We start from the raw sequence: 18,080 nt of genomic DNA on the forward strand, positions 1-18,080 counted from the left end.
GCGGCTGTGCCACCAGCCCCCCGGGGTATGCCGACACCGTCAAGGAGCATCGACGTGCCCAAACCGAGGGCTCTTGCCGCACTGCGTCTGAGTTACGTCACCAGCGTGACAACCTCACCGCGTCGACAGCGGTCCGACATCCAACTCTCGGCCGAGAGGCTCGGCTTCACCTTGATCGCCGAGGCATCAGACCTCGGGGTCTCCGCCCGTCGGACGTCCCCGTTCGAGAGGCCCTCCCTGGCACCCTGGCTGCATCGACCTCACGAGTACGAAGCTGTCATTTGGTCAACCGTGGATCGCGCTGTGCGTTCCGTGGCGCACATGGTCGAGTTGATCGCATGGGGGCGCGAGCACACCCGGACACTCGTGTTCGGCATGCCGGGGCACGATCACCCGCTCGTCGTGACGCCGCAGGCGGACGGCTCGACCCGGCGGCTGTGCATGGACCTCGCTCGCGACGCCGAGCGGGAAGCGCACACCATCTCCGCCCGGCTCAGCAGCAGCCATGAGGCACTGCGCGCAGCCGGTCGCTACGGAGGCGGACTGATCCCCTTCGGTTACCAGAAGGCACCGCACTCCTCCGGCAGCGGATGGTGTCTGACTCCCGACCCCGAGACCGCCGCAGTCGTCCGCATGATCGTGGAGCACGTACATACAGGCCGGTCGCTGATCACCATCGCGCGCGAACTGAACGACGCGGATGTGCTGGTGCCGCGCGACCGTCACGCCCGGCTTCAAGGGCGTCCGACGGGTGGCCGTCGCCACGGACGGGACTTCGAACGATTCCGCTGGACCTCAGGAACGCTGTCCAAAGTGCTGCGCAGTCCCTCACTGATGGGGCACCGGACTCATGGCGGCCATACGGTTCATGACACCACCGGGGCCCCGGTGCTGATCGGACGGCCGCTGCTGTCCGAGGAGGAGTTCCAGGCGCTGCAACACGCCCTTGATGCGCGATCCAACGGCACTCGCCGACCGAGGAGTCAGGGGACTGCGCTGCTCACGGGCGTCGCTCACTGTTCGGGCTGCGATGGACGCATGTACTTCGCAGCCCGCAAGAGCCATCCGCACGGCGACTACGTGTGCCGTGCAACCGCGCGGGGTGAAGTGTGCCCCGCTCCAGCCGCGATGCGGTCCGACTGGCTGGAGGCGTACACGGTCGACCGCTACCGCGCGGCCACGGCGTGGGACGCTGCCGTCTCCAGAGAGCTCCTGCTCGAAAGCGACGTCCGTGTCATCGTCGCCAAGGGCCGCTGCGGCGGTGGCCCCGCCCGGCTTGCCGGACCGGACACCTCACGCTTGACCTTCACCCTCGGTGAACGCCTGGGCGCCTACCAGGCCGACTGATTCCGCCGGGCCGGCCGAGCGGGGGGCATGCCGCGTTCGTCATCGCCTCGCTCGGCCCATGTCACATCGTGAAGACCACGGTGACGGGAGCATGGTCCGACCACCGCTCCCCGTGGCTGGCCGCCCTTTCCACCACTCCCTTGACGGCCCGTGCCGCGAGCCCGGGAGTCGCTGCGGCCAGGTCGATTCTCCATCCTGAATCGTTGTCGAAGGCCCGCCCGCGATACGACCACCAGCTGTACGGCCCCTCCACATCGGGGTGCAGCGCCCGCACGACATCGACGTATCCGCCGTCGGACGGGTCGAAGACCTGGGTCAGCCACTCCCGCTCCTCCGGCAGGAAGCCGGAGTTCTTGGTGTTGCCGCGCCAGTTCTTCAGGTCGGCCTGCTGGTGGGCGATGTTCCAGTCGCCGCAGACGAGGACCTCCCGGCCGTCGGCGGCGGCGCGCTCGCGCAGGCCCTTCAGGTAGGCGAGGAACTCGCCCATGAAGCGGACCTTCTCGTCCTGCCGCTCGGTGCCGACATCGCCGGAGGGGAGATAGAGCGAGGCGATCGTCACACCCGGCAGATCGGCCTCGACATAGCGACCGCTGCCGTCGAACTCCGCCGAGCCGAAGCCGACCTGGATACGGTCGGGCTCGCGGCGGGTGTAGAGGGAGACCCCGGCACGGCCCTTGGCGGCCGCGGGCGCGTGCACCACATGCCAGCCGTCGGGCCTGCGGACGTGCTCGGGCAGCTGCTGCGGCTCCGCGCGCACCTCCTGGAGGCACAGCACATCCGCCTCGGTGCCGGCGAGCCACTCCACGAAGCCCTTCTTCGCGGCGGCCCGCAGCCCGTTCACATTCACAGAGGTCACAGTGAGCACTGAGGCACCCTACCGGCACACTGGACGGTGTCCGGTTCTGGAACCCATTGATCTTGAATTGATATACGGTATCTAGCATGTATATACGCCGCGTCCCCTTCGACCACCCCGACGCCGTGAAGCTCAACGACCAGGTCCAGGCCGAGTACGCCGTCCGCTACGGCGACGACGGCGACGCCACGCCGCTCGCCCCGACCGACTTCGCGCCGCCGAACGGCCTGTACCTGATCGCGTACGACGAGTTCGGCGTCCCGGTCGCCTCCGGCGGCTGGCGGTCCCAGGACGACAACGGCGAGGGCAACCAGGACGGCGACGCCGAGCTCAAGCGGATGTACGTCGTCGAGGCGGTGCGCGGACGCGGCCTCGCGAGACGGATCCTGGCCGCGCTGGAGGAGGACGCGCGGGCGGCGGGCCGTATCCGCATGGTGCTGGAGACCGGCGCCAAGCAGCCGGAGGCGGTGGCGCTGTACACGTCCAGCGGTTACGAGTCGTGCGGGAAGTTCGGCTACTACCGCTTCCACGAGCTGAGCCTGTGTTACGCCAAGGCTCTGTGAGCGGTCAGTCCCGTGTCGCGTTGACTCGGTAGAGGTCCCGCACACAGAGGTTGAGCACGGTCGCGGCGACGATGAGTCCGGCACACGCCACCAGTACCGTGCGGTCCTCCCACACGCCCGTCGCGAGAGCGGTGAGCAGATAGCCGAGCGGAATCGCAAGCCGCTCCCCGACGCTGTTGAAGGCGCTCATGCGCCCCAACTCCCCCTGCGGCACATGCTGCTGGAAGGCGGTCGTCCACGTGACGATCGCCACATCCAGCCCGATTCCGGCGAGCAGCGCGGCCAACAGCAGCCAGGGCAGCGGCAGTCCCCAGCCCATGACGAGCAGCGGTGCGGCGAGGGGCGCACCGGCGGCGACGGCCACGACCATCAGCCGGTACGGACGCCAGCGCAGGCACACCACGGCCCCGGCCAGCAGCCCGGCCGAGAAGGCGCCCGCCACGAGCCCCCAGTCCCGCGCCCCCGCGTACCGCTCCGCCGCGACGACGGGCCCGAGCAGCTGGAACCCCGCGAGCCAGGCGGCGACGAGGACGGTGCCGCTCGCCGTATAGGTCCACAGCCAGGTCCGCGACCAGAAGCCGGCCCAGCCCTTCCGCAGATCACCGAGCGCGCTGCCGGCGGTGACGGGCGCGTTAAGGCGCAGCCCGAGCAGCAGGAAGGCGGCCACGGCGAAGGTGAGCGCGTCCCAGGCCAGCGCCCAGGCCGGGCCGCTGAACGCGACGACGACTCCGCCGACGGCCGGTCCGAGCACCTTGACCGCGTTGCTCGGCAGCCTGAGCAGGGCGTTGGCCTGCTGCAGCTGCTCCGCGGGCACGATCTGGGCGACGGCCCCCTGGGTGGCGGGCACGGTGAAGGCCAGGGCCGTCCCCGAGAGGAAGCCGCAGACCGCGATGGAGGTGGTCGTCGCGTGCCCGGTGGCGACGGTCACGGCCAGCGCCCCCTGAGCCGCGGCCGCCAGCAGGTTGCCGAGGAAGAGCAGCCGGCTGCGGGACACCCGGTCCGCGAGCACTCCGCCGACGAGGAGGAAGACGGTGGTCGGAACGGAGTTCGTGGCGAGCACCACACCGAGGGCGCCGGCTCCCCCGCCCTGTTCGATCACGGAGTAGGCGAGTGCGAGGGGTGCCATCGCCGAGCCGGTGGCGGAGATGAGACTGGCGGTCACGAACCGCCGGAAGGGCGCGTTGCGCAACGGCGTCACGCGCCTCGCCGGTAACGGTGCGGCGGTCTTCTCCACAGTCCCCCTCAACACGCGGCCCCTTGGGAACAGCAAAGATCCCGCCCGATCAGCCGATCGGACGGGATCTTTCCAACTCGCCAAGTCTCCCTGGAGAGTTGTTGCGGTGGACCTGAGGGGATTTGAACCCCTGGCCCCCTCGATGCGAACGAGGTGCGCTACCGGACTGCGCCACAGGCCCTTGCAACGAGTGAAACTTTAGCACCCCGATCGGCCTGCTTGGAAATCCGTTCCCGGCCGGGCCGACGACCCTCCGGAGGCGGGTTCCCAGGTCGCGGCCGCTACTCGTTCGCCGCTCGGGGCCGCTCGCCGTCCTCGTACTGGTCGAACAGCGGCGTACGACCCCGCTCGCGGGCCCGGCGGGCGGAGGGGGTCCCCCCGCGCGTACGCGACCGGGCCTGCGGGAGGGCGTCGCCCCGTCCGCTCCCGTCGGCCCTGCCGTCCCCGCGAGCCGCCTCGCCCGCTTCCGCGTCCCGCCCGGCGGCGGCAGCCTCGGCGGCCGCCTCGCGGTCCCGGGCGACGGAGCTGGACCGGGCCGAGCTCCAGGCGTCCGGCGCCCCGAGGTCCACGTCGGGGGTGGCACGCGGGGCGACCGGTGCGGTGACGTAGGTCGGCAGGGGCACCGGGACCGGGTCCCAGCTGTCCCCGTGGCCCGGCCGCCGCCGGCGCTCGCGCTGCTGGTCGACCCACTCGGCGTGATCGGTCTGTTCGACGAGGGCACGCCGGTCAGCGGCGAGCGCGGACAGTCCGGGATCGGTACCTGGTTCGGGCCTCTCGTCGGGCTCGTCGACACCGGACCCGGCGTCGGCGCTCCCCCGGCGGCGCGACTGGCGCGCATGTTCGCGCAGCCGCTGCGCGGCGGCCTCGGCACGGCGCCGGTCCATCTGGTAGGCGAAGCGACGGCGCTCCTGAGTGCGCAGATAGGCGATGTACCCGCTGAGCATCACGGCGGGAATGCCGGGCGCCCAGAGGAACGCGAGCCCGCCGACGGCGGCGACGATCGCGCCGAAGGTGAAGGCGAGGAAGAGGACGACGGTCGTGCGCCTGCGGCGCGCGAGCGCCTTCGTGCGCCGGGCCCGCGCCGCGGCCGCCTCGTCCGAAGGGGCACGCCGGGCCGCGGGCACACGCTTGCGCGCCTTGCCCGCCGGACCGGGGCCCGGTTCGGCCGCGGAGTCGCCGACGCGTTCGGGCGCCGGCTTGGCGACCGGTTCGCGGGCGGGTTCACGGGCCGGCTCCGGGCGCGCGGACGCCTGCGCCTGGGCCGTCGACTGGGCCGCCGCCCGGGTCTGCGGACGGGTCGGAGGTACGGCGAAGGCCCGGACGTCCACCGACTCGGTGGCGTCGCCCGGGGCATCGGCGCTGGGCTCCCCCTTCTCGGTGGAACGCGCGCGCAGGTCCTTGGCGTACCGGCGCTCCATCCCCGCCCGTCCGGACAACAACCGGATGGCTGTGCTGAAGCGTTCCGTCGGACGGGCCTCGTTCAGCTCGTCCTGCCTACGGAGCCACATCGGCACCAAGTAGGCGGCCCAGGCCCCGACAATGACTGCGTAGATGAGGCCGCTGCTGCTCACGCCTCACACGGTAGAGGGGTTTGCGTGAGGCCATCTGCCAATTGAGCCGGTGTGTCGCACGATCTGGCTGATATTTCGAACTTTTTTTGTGACCGATGCGATCAGCAGCCCGCTCGGGGCGCGAATTTAATGCCCCGAGCCGGTCATCCTTCGATCAATTTCGAACACTTATTCAATTACCGGCCACTTCCAGGGACACTTCCCCGGGCCACTTCCCCGGCCAGTTCCGCGCTACGCGGGATTCCCCTGCTGGTTCTGCCGGGTGTTCTGCGGGTTCGAGCGCTGCGTCTTCTCCGAGCGTGTCCGCTGCCAGCGGCCGAGCACCCCTTCAGGGACCTCTTCCGCGGTGAGCGCGAACACGAGATGGTCCCGCCAGGCTCCGTCGATGTGGAGATATCGCGGACGCAGCCCCTCCTCGCGGAATCCGAGTTTCTCAACGACCCGGCGGCTGGGCCTGTTCTCGGGGCGAATGCAGACCTCGATGCGGTGCAGACCAACGCTCCGGAAACAGTGGTCCACGACGAGCGCCACGGCCGTCGGCATCACCCCGCGGCCCGCCACCGCCTCGTCCACCCAGTAACCGACATGCCCCGAACACATCGAGCCCCAGGTGATACCGGCCACCGTCAATTGCCCGACCAACCGCCCCTGGTACTCGATGACGAACGGCAGCATCCGGCCCGCGTGCGCCTCGGAGCGCAGATGCCGGACCATCTGACGGTAGGTCGGCCGGTGCGCGATCGGCCCGCTGGGCGTGGGCGGCGGAATCGTCGCCTCCCAGGGGCGCAACCAGTCCCGGTTGCGTCGGTTGACCTCGCGCCAGGCCCGCTGGTCGCGCATCTTTATCGGCCGGAGGACGATGTCGCCGTCCCCCAGCACGACGGGCCAGGATGGGGTGTTCAGCTCGCACCCCCACTGCCGGGTCTGGGGTGGTCGCCGCCGCGGATCTGGTCGACGGCGTGGATCAGCAGGGGCTCCAGGACGGCCAGTCCGTCCTTCACCCCGCCACTGGAACCGGGCAGGTTCACGATCAGGGTGCCACCCGCCACTCCGGCCAGACCCCGGGAGAGCGCGGCGGTCGGCACCTTCTCCCGGCCGAAGGCCCTGATGGCCTCGGCGATGCCCGGCACCTCGTGGTCGATCACCTCGCGGGTCGCCTCGGGGGTGCGGTCGGTGGGCGAGATGCCGGTGCCGCCGGTGGTGACGATGACGTCGTAGCCGGCCTCGACGCCGGCGCGCAGGGCGGCGGCCACCGGGTCACCGTCGGGGACGACCTGCGGTCCGTCGACAGCGAAACCGAAGCCCCTCAGGCCGGCGGCGATCAGCGGACCGCCCTTGTCCTCGTAGACCCCTGCGGCGGCCCGGTTGGAGGCGGTGACCACCAAGGCGCTGTACGGCGCGAGGAGTGCGCCGCCGTTCGCTGCGTCCGATGTCATGCCCGGCTCCAGTCGCCCGACTTGCCGCCCGTCTTCTCCTCGACCCGTACGTCCGTGATGACCGCTCCCTTGTCTACCGCCTTCACCATGTCGATCACGGTGAGCGCGGCGACGGAGACCGCGGTGAGGGCCTCCATCTCGACGCCCGTGCGGTCCGTGGTCTTCACGGTGGCCAGGATCTCCACGGCGTCGTCCGCGACCGACAGATCCAGTTTCACACCGGACACCGCAAGCGGGTGGCACAGCGGGATCAGATCCGGGGTGCGCTTGGCACCCATGATGCCCGCGATCCGCGCGGTGGCCAGGGCGTCGCCCTTGGGGACGCCCTCGCCGCGGAGCAGCTCGATCACGCGGGGTGAGACGAGGACGCGTCCGCTGGCGCGGGCCGTGCGCGCGGTCACGTCCTTGCCTGACACGTCGACCATGCGGGCCGCGCCCGCGTCGTCGATGTGCGTGAGTCGGTCCTGGGGGGATGGGTCCTGCGTGCTCATGCTGGTGTGGCGCTCCCGGTCCGGGCCCGCCGCGGTGCGGCGCACGGGCCTGCTGTGCGCGACACGGTACCGCCAACCAGGGCCTCTCAGCCGAGCAGGACCACCTCGACCTCGCTGCCGGGCTCGACGCTCTCGGTGTCCTCGGGGACGACGATCAGCGAGTCCGCGTGCGCGAGGGCGGCGATGAGGTGTGATCCGGCGCCGCCGACCGGACGCACCTCGCCGTCGGCGTAGATCCCGCGCAGGAACTGTCTGCGCCCCTTCGGCGAGGTCAGCGCCTTGTCCGCGGTGAGCGTCGCGGTCAGGCGCGGCCGGTGGACGTCCGTCAGGCCCATCAGGGTGCGGATCGCGGGGCGCACGAACAGTTCGAAGGAGACGTACGACGACACCGGGTTGCCCGGCAGGGCGAGCAGCGGGGTGTGGTCGGGGCCGATGGAGCCGAAGCCCTGGGGCTTGCCGGGCTGCATGGCGAGCTTGCGGAAGTCGATGCCGCTGCCCGCCTCGTCCTCGTCGCCGACGTGCGACAGCGCCTCCTTGACGACGTCGTACGCCCCGACGCTCACGCCGCCCGTGGTGACCATGAGGTCGGCGCGCACGAGCTGGTCCTCGATGGTGGAGCGGAGCGTCTCGGTGTCGTCGGCGACGGCGCCCACGCGGTAGGCGATGGCTCCGGCGTCGCGGGCGGCCGCGGTCAGGGTGAAGCTGTTGGAGTCGTAGATCTGGCCCTCGGACAGCTGCTCGTCAGGCTGGACGAGTTCGCTGCCGGTGGACAGCACGACCACGCGCGGGCGCGGGCGGACGCGAACCGTGCCGCGGCCGATCGCGGCGAGCAGGGCGATCTGCGAGGGGCCGAGGACCGTGCCGGCTTCCAGCGCCCGGTCGCCGGCCTTCACGTCGCTGCCCTTCGCCCGCACATGTGCGCGTGCCTCGGCCGGCCGGTGGATGTGCACCTGGCCGTGCGCGCCCTCGGGGGCGAGGCTGCGGGCGCGCATCCCGGTCACCGGGCCCTCGCCGAGCCCTCCGTCGGTCCATTCCACCGGAACGACGGTCTCGGCGCCGGGCGGCAGCGGGGCGCCGGTCATGATGCGAGCGGCCTGGCCGGGCCCCACAGGGAGCAGCTCGGCCTGGCCCGCCGCGACGTCCCCGACGACCTCCAGGACCGCCGGGAACTCCTCGCTCGCGCCCGCGACATCCGCGACCCGCACCGCGTACCCGTCCATGGAGCTGTTGTCGAACGGCGGCAGGGAGACCTGCACCGTGACGTCGTCGACCAGGACGCAGCCCTGGGCGTCGAGGAGTTGCAGCTCGATGGGTTCGAGGGGGCGGACGGTCGTGAGGATGTCCTCCAGGTGTTCGTCCACCGACCAGAGGTGGTCCTGGGCGACGGGGCGGGGCGCGGCGGTGCTCAACTCGCTACATCTCCTCGGCTACGTAACTGCGAAGCCAGGTCCGGAAGTCCGGGCCCAGGTCTTCACGTTCGCATGCGAGTCGGACAATGGCACGCAGATAGTCGCCTCGGTCGCCGGTGTCATAGCGGCGGCCCTTGAAGACGACGCCGTGCACCGGGCCGCCGACCTTCTCGTCCTGCGAGAGCTGCTGGAGGGCGTCGGTGAGCTGGATCTCGCCGCCGCGGCCCGGCTCGGTCTTGCGCAGTATGTCGAAGATGTGCGGGTCGAGGACGTAGCGGCCGATGATCGCGTAGTTCGACGGGGCGTCCGTCGCGGTCGGCTTCTCGACGAGGTCGTGCACCTTGACCACGTCGGCGTCCTCGGTGGGGTCGACCGCCGCACAGCCGTAGAGGTGGATCTGCTCGGGCGCGACCTCCATCAGCGCGATGACGCTGCCGCCGCGCTGCTCCTGCACCTCGACCATCCGCTTGAGCAGCGGGTCGCGCGGGTCGATCAGGTCGTCGCCGAGGAGGACGGCGAAGGGCTCGTGGCCCACGTGGGGGGCCGCGCACAGGACGGCGTGGCCGAGTCCCCTGGGGTCGCCCTGGCGGACGTAGTGCATGGTGGCCAGGTCGCTGGACTCCTGCACCTTCGCGAGCCGGCCGGCGTCACCCTTCTTCTGAAGGGCGGACTCCAGCTCGTAGTTGCGGTCGAAGTGGTCCTCCAGCGGGCGCTTGTTGCGACCGGTGATCATGAGGACGTCGTCGAGGCCGGCGGAGACGGCCTCTTCGACCACGTACTGGATCGCCGGCTTGTCGACGACCGGCAGCATCTCCTTGGGAGTGGCTTTGGTGGCCGGCAGGAAGCGGGTACCTAGGCCCGCTGCGGGGATGACAGCCTTGCTGATCCGAGGGTGCGACTGAGTCATGCCCGCCACCATATCCGTTGCCTTTGTAGGGAATCTGAGGCTCCGGTTATTTCGCTCTCATATGAGCGCATCGGGAAGGAAACGGGATCAGCCCATGAGTCACGCCGGACGCGCGGCCGAGCCTGACAAGCGAACGTTGCGGCGAGAACTCCTCGCGGTGAGGAACAGGTTGCCGGACGGTGACCTGCGGGAAACCGCGGCCGCGCTGGCCGTACGGGCCCTCGATCTGCCCGAGCTGGCGCACGCGCGCGTGGTGGCGGCGTACGTCTCCGTGGGGAGCGAACCCGGCACGCTCGCGCTGCTGGACGCGCTGCGCGCGCGGGGCGTGGAGGTCCTGCTACCCGCCCTCCTGCCCGACAACGACCTCGACTGGGGCGCGTACACCGGGGCGGACTCCCTGGCCCGTGTCCGGCACGGCGGGAAGATGGCCCTTCTGGAGCCCGCCGGCGAGCGCCTCGGCCCGGAGGCGGTGACGGGCGCCGACGTCGTGCTGCTGCCCGGTCTGGCGGTCGACGCGCGCGGGCTGCGCCTGGGGCGCGGCGGAGGGTCGTACGACCGTGTCCTCGCCCGTCTGGAGCGCGCGGGCGCCCGGCCCGTGCTCGTGGTGCTCCTGTACGACTCCGAGGTCGTCGAGCACGTCCCCGAGGAACCGCACGACCGACCCGTGCACGCGGTGGTGACGCCGTCGGGGGTGCGGCGGTTCGGCTGACGCGGGCGGCTCGAACGCGGAAGCGGCCTCCACGCGCGTGTGGAGGCCGCTTCCGTTCAGGAGCCTGGTCCGTTCAGGGACCTTGCGTCACGGCTTCAGCACGAGTGTGTCGCTCGTACCGTCGTCGACCGACTTCTCGGTGAAGGACCAGTCGAGCAGCTCGCCGTCGGCCCACTTGTCCGTCTGGTCGGTGTAGTGGGCGTTGTAGGCGTGCCCGGAGGCGCCGGTGAGGTTGATCCACTTCGACTTGTCGAGGTCGCCGAGGTTGACCACCATCCGCATCGACGGCACCCAGACCACGCTGTAGCCGCCGGCCGCGTTCCAGCCGCTGGCGTTGACCGTCGCCTCGCCGCCGCTGAGCTTCCAGGGGCCGCGGTTGAGGGCGTACTGGAGGAACCCGGGGCCGTCGGTGCCGAGGGTCTGGTTCTTCAGGAACAGGCGGTGCAGCCGGCCCCAGCTCCAGGTGTCGATGTCCTTGCCGAGCTTGGCGGTCAGCTCCCAGCGGGCGTCGATCATGGCGCGCTTGAACAGTCCGTCGCGGTCGGTGGCCGCGGGGCGGGTGCCGTTCTTCGGCGTCTTCCACCAGTCGCTGTCCTCGTCGTCCATGAGGCTGCGGACGACCTCGAACCAGCGGTCGCCGCCGTCCGGCTGCGCCTGGTCGGCGTCGCGCTCGCCGCACTCGCGCACCTTCTCGGTCTCGTCCGCGGGCCCGGTGGTGTTCACCGGGTCGACCAGCAGGCACTGGCCCTTGACCCGCAGCTCCTTGGGCAGCTTGTTGCCGAAGGCGAGCTTGAGGATGTTGCGCCAGACCGAGTTGAAGTAGGCGGCCGCCGCCGAGTCGGCGTCCTGGGTGTAGTCCCAGCCCTCCAGGAGCTCCTGCGCGTCCCGTACGTTCTTGTCGTCGATGTCGATCTTCAGCAGCTTGGGCACGAGCAGCTTGGCGATCTCGCTGCTGTTGTCGAGCTGCATCTGGCGCATGTCGTCGGTGGAGATCTTGCCGCCGTCGTCGATCTTCGACTGGATCAGATCGGTGATGCGCTGGCTGCGGGCGCCGTAGCCCCAGTCCGTGGTGAGCGTGTAGGGGTACTTGGCCTTGTCGACCACGGCCTGGTTGGCGGTGACGATGTAGCCGCGGGCCGGGTTGTACTCGTACGGCAGCTCGTCGTCGTCGATGTAGCCCGTCCAGCGCGACCTGGGGTCCCAGCCCGGCGCCGGGACGGAGCCGTCGTAGCCCTGCGCGCGCGTGGGGATCTTTCCGGGCAGCGTGTAGCCGATGTTGTCCTCGGCGTCGGCGTAGATCAGGTTCTGCGAGGGCACGTCGAACAGGGTGGCCGCGGCGCGGAAGTCGTTCCAGTCCTTCGCCTTGTCCATGGCGAAGACGGCGTCCATCGTGGTGCCCGCGTCCAGCGCGGTCCAGCGCAGCGCGATGCCGTAGCCGTCGCCACGGTCGGGGGCGGCGGTGTCGACGGTGGCCTTGCGGCCGACCTTCACGAGCTCGTCGCTGCGGTCCGACAGCAGGGGGCCGTTCCCGGTCTCGCGGACGACGATCTTCTTGGCGGCGCCGCCGGCGACCTTGATGGTCTCCTCGCGCGTGGTGAAGGGCACCGTCTTGCCGTCGTACAGGTAGCCGTCGCCGGAGAGCTTCTCCAGGTAGAGGTCGGTGACGTCGACGCCGGAGTTGGTCATGCCCCAGGCGATGTTCTGGTTGTGGCCGATGACCACGCCGGGCATGCCCGCGAAGGTGTAGCCGCTGACGTCGTACTGGCAGGTGCTGGAGACCGAGCGGCAGTGCAGGCCCATCTGGTACCAGACAGACGGCAGCGCGGCCGACAGGTGCGGGTCGTTGGCCAGCAGCGGCTTGCCGGTGATGGTGTACTGCCCGGCGACCACCCAGGAGTTGGAGCCGATGCCGTTGCCGTTCACGCCGACGGCCGTGGGCAGGTCGTCCAGGACGTTCTGGAGGCCCGCCAGCTGGCTCTGCAGGCCCGCGGAGCCGGAGGAGGAACCCGTGCCCGTGGTGCCGTCCGTGGACGAGCCCGCGGTGGACGAGGAGCCCGGCGACTCGAACGTCTTGGTGACGTCGTCGTACTGACCGGCCTGGACGATCGTCTTGTTCCGGCTGTACGGGTACTGCGGGTACAGGTCGGCGATCTGCTTGGGGCCGAGGCGGCTGGTCATCAGGGCGCGGTCGATCTCGTCCTGCATGTTGCCGCGCAGGTCCCAGGCCATCGCCTTGAGCCAGGCGACCGAGTCGACCGGGGTCCACTCCTGCGGCTTGTAGTCGTTGGTGAGGCCGAGGGCGGCGTACTCCAGGGAGATGTCCTTGCCGTCCTTGCCGTCCAGGTAGGCGTTGACGCCCTTGGCGTAGGCCTGGAGGTACTTCTTGGTGGAGGCCGACAGGGTCTTGTCGTACTCCTTCTGCGCGGTCCGCTCCCAGCCGAGGGTGCGCAGGAACTCGTCGTTGTCGACCTGGCTCTTGCCGAACATCTCCGACAGACGGCCGGAGGTCATGTGGCGGCGTACGTCCATCTCCCAGAACCGGTCCTGGGCCTGGACGTAGCCCTGCGCCATGAACAGGTCCTCGTCGGAGGAGGCGTATATCTGCGGGATGCCGTAGTCGTCGCGCTTGACGTCGACCGGCCCGGACAGGCCTTCGAGCGTGAGCGATCCCTTCGTCTGCGGGAACGACGCACGCACGGTGCTGATGGACCAGTACGCCCCGCCGGCGACGCCCGCCACGACGGCCAGCACCAGCACGAGGACGAGCAGGCGGGCTCTGCGCCCCTTCTTCCTGCCGGACTTGCCGGGCTGCTGACCCGTGGAGGCGGTGGTGTTGGGGGGCATCGCTGTCCTTGCTGTCCTAACGCGAGCGGCAGGCGGTCCTGGAGTGCTGGAGCAACCATAGGCGCAGGGCTTGGTCGCACTTGACGCGGAGTAGGGAACCAGCACGGACGGACGTTCGATCATGCCCCCTTATCGTCAAGAAATCGTCAAGAGTTAGGTAAGGTAACGAAGTAGTTGGGTGCGGAGAACCGCCACTTCGTGTCCTATGTACGTGAGCTCACGCGCGTGTGCGGGTGAGCCAGGGAAGGGAACGGCCGCTGACTGTCCACGACCTCAACCAGCTCCTGCTCGTCTGCTCGCTCGTCCTGCTCGTCGCCGTCGCAGCGGTCCGGATCTCCTCGCGCAGCGGGCTCCCCAGCCTGCTCGTATACCTGGGCATCGGCGTGCTCATGGGCCAGGACGGGATCGGCGGCATCCGCTTCGACGACGCCGAGCTGACGCAGGTCATCGGCTATGCGGCGCTGGTCGTGATCCTGGCCGAAGGTGGCCTGGGCACGAAGTGGCGGGAGATCAAGCCGGCCCTGCCGGCCGCCTCCGCGCTGGCCCTGATCGGGGTCACGGTGAGCGTCGGGGTCACGGCGGTGGCCGCGCACTACCTGGTCGGGCTGGACTGGCGGCAGGCGCTCATCATCGGGGCGGTCGTCTCCTCCACGGACGCCGCGGCGGTGTTCTCCGTACTGCGCAAGATCCCGCTCCCCGCGCGCGTGACCGGCACCCTGGAGGCGGAGTCCGGCTTCAACGACGCCCCCGTGGTCATCCTGGTGGTCGCCTTCTCCCAGGCCGGCCCCATCGAGCACTGGTATGTGCTGGCCGGCGAGATAACCCAGGAACTGGCCATCGGCGCGGCCATCGGCCTGGCGGTGGGCTGGCTGGGTTCCTGGGGCCTCAGGCACGTGGCGCTGCCCGCCTCCGGTCTCTACCCGATCGCCGTCATGGCCATCGCCGTCACCGCCTACGCGGCGGGCGCGATGGCGCACGGCAGCGGCTTCCTCGCCGTCTATCTGGCCTCGATGGTGATGGGCAACGCGAAGCTGCCGCACTGGCCCGCCACCCGCGGGTTCGCCGACGGCGTCGGCTGGATCGCCCAGATCGGCATGTTCGTCCTGCTCGGCCTGCTGGTCACGCCGCACGAGCTGGGCGACGACATCCTGCCCGCGCTGGTGATCGGGCTGGTGCTGACCATGGTGGCGCGTCCGCTGAGCGTCGTGCTGTGCCTGACGCCCTTCCGGGTCCCCTGGCGGGAGCAGGCGCTGATGTCGTGGGCCGGGCTGCGCGGCGCCGTGCCCATCATCCTGGCGACGATCCCGATGGTGGGCGGGGTCGAGGACAGCCAGGCCATCTTCAACATCGTCTTCGTGCTGGTCGTCGTCTACACCCTGATCCAGGGACCGACGCTGCCGTGGCTCGGCCGCAAGCTGGACCTCCGCCAGGGTCCCGAGCCCACCGACCTCGGCATCGAGTCGGCGCCGCTGGAGCGGCTGCGCGGACACCTGCTGTCCTTCGCGATCCCCGAGGGCTCCAAGATGCACGGCGTGGAGATCAACGAGCTGCGGCTGCCCGCGGGGGCCGCCGTGACCCTCGTCGTCCGTGACGCAAAATCGTTCGTTCCGCTGCCCACGACGGTGCTGCGGCGCGGGGACGAGCTGCTCGTGGTCGCCACGGATCCGGTGCGGGACGCCGCCGAGCGCCGGCTGCGCGCGGTGGGCTCGGGGGGCAAGCTGGCCGGATGGCTGGGGACGAACGGGACGAGTTGACCGTACGTCCGGCTGCAGGTCTATTCGCAGGCGGGGCACTTCATGGTGCTCATTTTCACAGGATCAGCAGCCGCTCTCCCTGTACTATGCAGGCGTAACCCAGATCGAACCAACTCTGCCTGACGCAGAGCTGGCGCGACCGTATGGCGGCCGGGACGTCCTTCCTCAAAGTGGGCGCCGGTATCTACCGCAGTTCAGCGCAAGAGGACAGCTCTCGGCGCCGCCCCCCACCCCAAGGGGCCGCGCTACCAGGTGGCAGAAAGGCACGGCCGTGGCGTCCACGGTCACCAGCGAGCCGTCGAAGGACTCGTCGGCCTCCGCCCGCCCCGGATACGGACAGCTGCTGCGCACCCGCGGCGTCTGGACGTTCCTGCTCCCCGGCTTCGCCGCACGCCAGCCGTTCGCGATGCTGACCATCTCCATCGTGCTGCTGGTGCAGCACACCACCGGTTCGTACGGTGCGGCGGGCGCCGCCGCGGCCGTCACCGGCGTCTCCATGGCACTGTTCGCGCCCTACAGCGGCCGCCTGGCCGACCGCTACGGCCAGCGCGCGGTCCTGATCCCGGGCGTCCTCGTGCACGTCCTGTCCGGTCTGACGCTGACCGCGCTCGCGCTGGCGGAGGCGCCCCTGTGGGCGCTGTTCGTGGCGGCCGTGCCGACCGGCGCCTCGGTGCCGCAGATCGGCCCCATGGTGCGGGCCCGCTGGGGCGTGAAGCTCCAGGACTCGCCCCTGATGCCGACCGCGGCGGCCTTCGAGTCGGTCACCGACGAGCTGACCTTCGTCGTCGGCCCGCTGCTCGCCACCGCCCTGTGCACCGCCGTCGACCCGGCCGCGGGCCTGGTGACCGAGGCCGCGCTCACCCTGATCGGCGGTCTGCTGTTCGCCGCGCAGAAGAGCACCCAGCCTTCGGTCGCCGCAGACGGGACCGCGCGCGTGGAGCACGCTTCCGCGCTGCGCATCCCCGGCGTGCGCGTGCTGATCGTGACCTTCCTCGGCATCGGTTCCGTCTTCGGCGGCATGCAGGTCTCGCTGGCCGCCTTCAGCGAGTCGATCGGCGAGCCCGGCCTCAACGGCGTCCTGTACGGCACCTTCGCCGCGGGCAACATGCTCTCCGGCATCGCCTGCGGTGCCATCGCGTGGAAGGTGGCCCCGCAGCGCCGCCTCCTCCTCGGATACGCCGCCCTCGCGCTGACCGCGTCCGGACTGTGGGCCGCGCACTCGGTGCTCGTCCTGGCCGGCCTCGGCCTGCTCGTCGGCATGTGCATCGCGCCCGCGCTGATCACCGGGTACACGCTGGTCGAGGGCCTGGTCCCGGCCGGGTCCCGCACCGAGGCGTTCACCTGGCTCACGGGTGCGGTGGCGCTCGGCCAGGCCGCGGCCGTGACGGTCGCCGGGCAGCTGGAGGACCGCCTGTGGGGCGGTGCCGGGTTCCTGGTGCCGATGGGCGGCACATTGCTCGCCCTCGCGACCCTGGTGGCCCTGCGCTCGCGGCTGGTCGCACGCACCGGCAGCCGTACGGTCGCACGTGGCGTCGGTCACCGCGTGCCGGTGGCAGTGGACTGATCCGCTGGAATACGTCACTATGGATCGTCGTTAGCACTCATCGAGTGAGAGTGCCAGGAGGAAGACAGTGCCCACCTACCAGTACCAGTGCACCGAGTGCGGCGAGGGCCTCGAGGCGGTGCAGAAGTTCACCGACGATGCCCTGACCGAGTGCCCCAACTGCCAGGGCCGCCTCAAGAAGGTGTTCTCCGCGGTCGGCATCGTCTTCAAGGGCTCCGGCTTCTACCGCAACGACAGCCGCGGCTCCTCGTCGAGCAGCTCGCCGGCGTCGTCGTCCAAGTCGACGTCCTCCTCCTCGTCCGACTCGTCGTCCTCTTCCTCGTCCTCCTCGGACTCGAAGACGTCGAGCACCGGCACCTCCTCCAGCAGCTCCGCCGCCTAGGGGCCACCACTCCTTACGGGACCCTGCCGTCGTCCGACGACGGGGTCCTCGGCATTTCCGGGTGCGGTTAGGGTGCGGACATGGCGAACAAGGCGAACGTCGAACTCGGCGTGATCGGCGGCTCCGGTTTCTACTCCTTCCTCGACGATGTGACCGAGATACAGGTGGACACCCCGTACGGGCCGCCCAGCGACTCCGTCTTCCTCGGCGAGATCGCCGGCCGGCGGGTCGCCTTCCTGCCCCGGCACGGCCGCGGCCACCATCTGCCGCCGCACCGGATCAACTACCGGGCCAACCTGTGGGCCCTGCGCTCGCTCGGCGTACGCCAGGTCCTCGGCCCGTGCGCGGTGGGCGGCCTGCGCTCCGAGTACGGGCCGGGCACGCTGCTGGTGCCGGACCAGCTGGTCGACCGTACGAAGTCCCGCGCGGGGACGTACTTCGACGGGCTGCCGCTGCCCGACGGCACCGTGCCGAACGTGGTGCACGTCTCGCTGGCCGACCCCTACTGCCCCACCGGGCGGGCGGCCGCGCTGAAGGCGGCGCGCGGGCGGGACTGGGAGCCGGTCGACGGCGGCACGCTGGTCGTGATCGAGGGACCCCGCTTCTCGACCCGCGCCGAATCGCTGTGGTACCAGGCCCAGGGCTGGTCGATCGTGGGCATGACCGGTCACCCCGAGGCGGCGCTCGCCCGTGAACTGGAGCTCTGCTACACGTCGTTGACGCTGGTCACCGACCTGGACGCGGGTGCCGAGACCGGCGAGGGCGTCTCCCATGACGAGGTGCTGCGGGTGTTCGCGGCGAATGTGGACCGGTTGCGCGGGGTTCTGTTCGACGCCGTGGCGGGGCTGCCGGCGAACGATGAACGGGACTGCCTTTGCACCTCGGCGCTGGGCGGGATGGATCCGGGGTTCGAGCTGCCGTAGCGGAACTCCTCGTTCGGGTGGGGAAGTTATCCACATCCGGTCGGTCGTCCACGGGCTCCGGCGGGCGGCGGCGCGATACCTCATCGTGGA

Annotated in this window: 16 protein-coding genes and 1 tRNA gene; 7 read left to right on the forward strand and 10 right to left on the reverse strand. The window is 70.5% G+C overall.

The features are described from left to right. Positions 1 to 27: 27 nt before the first annotated feature. A complete protein-coding gene (locus ACFQ6S_RS24350; RefSeq protein ID WP_383413473.1) occupies positions 28 to 1,347 on the forward strand; it encodes a recombinase family protein in 1,320 nt (439 codons plus the stop codon). A 61-nt stretch (positions 1,348 to 1,408) separates the two neighbouring features. Here the strand turns inward: ACFQ6S_RS24350 and ACFQ6S_RS24355 are convergent, their stop codons facing one another. After that, the gene (locus tag ACFQ6S_RS24355; RefSeq protein ID WP_383413476.1) at positions 1,409 to 2,212 is read right to left on the reverse strand and encodes an exodeoxyribonuclease III; all 804 of its coding nucleotides are present in this window, start codon (positions 2,210 to 2,212) and stop codon (positions 1,409 to 1,411) included. Between the two features lie 77 nt (positions 2,213 to 2,289). Between ACFQ6S_RS24355 and ACFQ6S_RS24360 the strand changes: the two genes are divergently transcribed. Beyond that, the gene (locus ACFQ6S_RS24360; protein ID WP_383413479.1) at positions 2,290 to 2,766 is read left to right on the forward strand and encodes a GNAT family N-acetyltransferase; all 477 of its coding nucleotides are present in this window, start codon (positions 2,290 to 2,292) and stop codon (positions 2,764 to 2,766) included. A gap of 4 nt (positions 2,767 to 2,770) precedes the next feature. On the opposite strand, the gene ACFQ6S_RS24365 is transcribed toward ACFQ6S_RS24360, so the two are convergent. The 8 genes from ACFQ6S_RS24365 to galU all read right to left on the reverse strand — a co-directional run bounded on the left by ACFQ6S_RS24365 (position 2,771) and on the right by galU (position 9,814). Next, complete coding sequence (locus ACFQ6S_RS24365) at positions 2,771 to 4,000, reverse strand: MFS transporter (RefSeq protein WP_383414524.1); 1,230 nt, start codon at positions 3,998 to 4,000, stop codon at positions 2,771 to 2,773. Between the two features lie 107 nt (positions 4,001 to 4,107). Next, positions 4,108 to 4,181: transfer RNA gene (locus ACFQ6S_RS24370), tRNA-Ala, on the reverse strand. 100 nt (positions 4,182 to 4,281) lie between these two features. Further along, positions 4,282 to 5,571, reverse strand: a complete 1,290-nt coding sequence (gene glpR / locus ACFQ6S_RS24375) for a gephyrin-like molybdotransferase receptor GlpR (protein ID WP_383413482.1) — start codon at positions 5,569 to 5,571, stop codon at positions 4,282 to 4,284. 231 nt (positions 5,572 to 5,802) lie between these two features. Further along, positions 5,803 to 6,450 (reverse strand): GNAT family N-acetyltransferase, encoded by a 648-nt coding sequence (locus ACFQ6S_RS24380; protein WP_383413485.1) that lies wholly within the window; start codon positions 6,448 to 6,450, stop codon positions 5,803 to 5,805. A gap of 20 nt (positions 6,451 to 6,470) precedes the next feature. Then, entirely contained in the window at positions 6,471 to 7,007 is a 537-nt protein-coding gene (locus tag ACFQ6S_RS24385) for a molybdenum cofactor biosynthesis protein B (RefSeq protein WP_383413488.1), read from the reverse strand. Then, complete coding sequence (gene moaC / locus ACFQ6S_RS24390) at positions 7,004 to 7,498, reverse strand: cyclic pyranopterin monophosphate synthase MoaC (protein ID WP_383413491.1); 495 nt, start codon at positions 7,496 to 7,498, stop codon at positions 7,004 to 7,006. The genes ACFQ6S_RS24385 and moaC overlap by 4 nt, the downstream gene beginning before the upstream one ends. Before the next feature lie 86 nt (positions 7,499 to 7,584). Continuing rightward, positions 7,585 to 8,907 (reverse strand): gephyrin-like molybdotransferase Glp, encoded by a 1,323-nt coding sequence (gene glp, locus ACFQ6S_RS24395; RefSeq protein ID WP_383413495.1) that lies wholly within the window; start codon positions 8,905 to 8,907, stop codon positions 7,585 to 7,587. Positions 8,908 to 8,911: 4 nt separating this feature from the next. Beyond that, positions 8,912 to 9,814, reverse strand: coding sequence for a UTP--glucose-1-phosphate uridylyltransferase GalU (gene galU, locus ACFQ6S_RS24400; RefSeq protein ID WP_383413498.1), 903 nt, complete (start codon positions 9,812 to 9,814; stop codon positions 8,912 to 8,914). A 94-nt stretch (positions 9,815 to 9,908) separates the two neighbouring features. Here galU and ACFQ6S_RS24405 point away from each other — a divergent pair, with 94 nt between their 5' ends. Further along, the gene (locus ACFQ6S_RS24405) at positions 9,909 to 10,523 is read left to right on the forward strand and encodes a 5-formyltetrahydrofolate cyclo-ligase (RefSeq protein ID WP_383413501.1); all 615 of its coding nucleotides are present in this window, start codon (positions 9,909 to 9,911) and stop codon (positions 10,521 to 10,523) included. Between the two features lie 87 nt (positions 10,524 to 10,610). On the opposite strand, the gene ACFQ6S_RS24410 is transcribed toward ACFQ6S_RS24405, so the two are convergent. Continuing rightward, positions 10,611 to 13,367 (reverse strand): penicillin acylase family protein, encoded by a 2,757-nt coding sequence (locus tag ACFQ6S_RS24410; protein WP_383413504.1) that lies wholly within the window; start codon positions 13,365 to 13,367, stop codon positions 10,611 to 10,613. Between the two features lie 227 nt (positions 13,368 to 13,594). Here ACFQ6S_RS24410 and ACFQ6S_RS24415 point away from each other — a divergent pair, with 227 nt between their 5' ends. From ACFQ6S_RS24415 to ACFQ6S_RS24430, 4 genes are all read left to right on the forward strand, one after another. Then, positions 13,595 to 15,121, forward strand: coding sequence for a potassium/proton antiporter (locus tag ACFQ6S_RS24415; RefSeq protein WP_383413507.1), 1,527 nt, complete (start codon positions 13,595 to 13,597; stop codon positions 15,119 to 15,121). A 271-nt stretch (positions 15,122 to 15,392) separates the two neighbouring features. Beyond that, a complete protein-coding gene (locus tag ACFQ6S_RS24420; protein WP_383413510.1) occupies positions 15,393 to 16,685 on the forward strand; it encodes an MFS transporter in 1,293 nt (430 codons plus the stop codon). A gap of 67 nt (positions 16,686 to 16,752) precedes the next feature. Beyond that, on the forward strand, positions 16,753 to 17,067 hold the full coding sequence (locus ACFQ6S_RS24425) for an FmdB family zinc ribbon protein (RefSeq protein WP_383413513.1): 315 nt from the start codon (positions 16,753 to 16,755) through the stop codon (positions 17,065 to 17,067). Positions 17,068 to 17,147: 80 nt separating this feature from the next. Then, positions 17,148 to 17,990 carry an S-methyl-5'-thioadenosine phosphorylase gene (locus ACFQ6S_RS24430; protein WP_383413516.1) on the forward strand — a complete coding sequence of 281 codons (843 nt, stop codon included), beginning with the start codon at positions 17,148 to 17,150 and terminating at the stop codon, positions 17,988 to 17,990. Positions 17,991 to 18,080 lie beyond the last annotated feature (90 nt).

The organism is Streptomyces sp. NPDC056479, from assembly GCF_042795335.1.
In the GTDB taxonomy this organism is placed as follows: Bacteria; Actinomycetota; Actinomycetes; order Streptomycetales; family Streptomycetaceae; genus Streptomyces.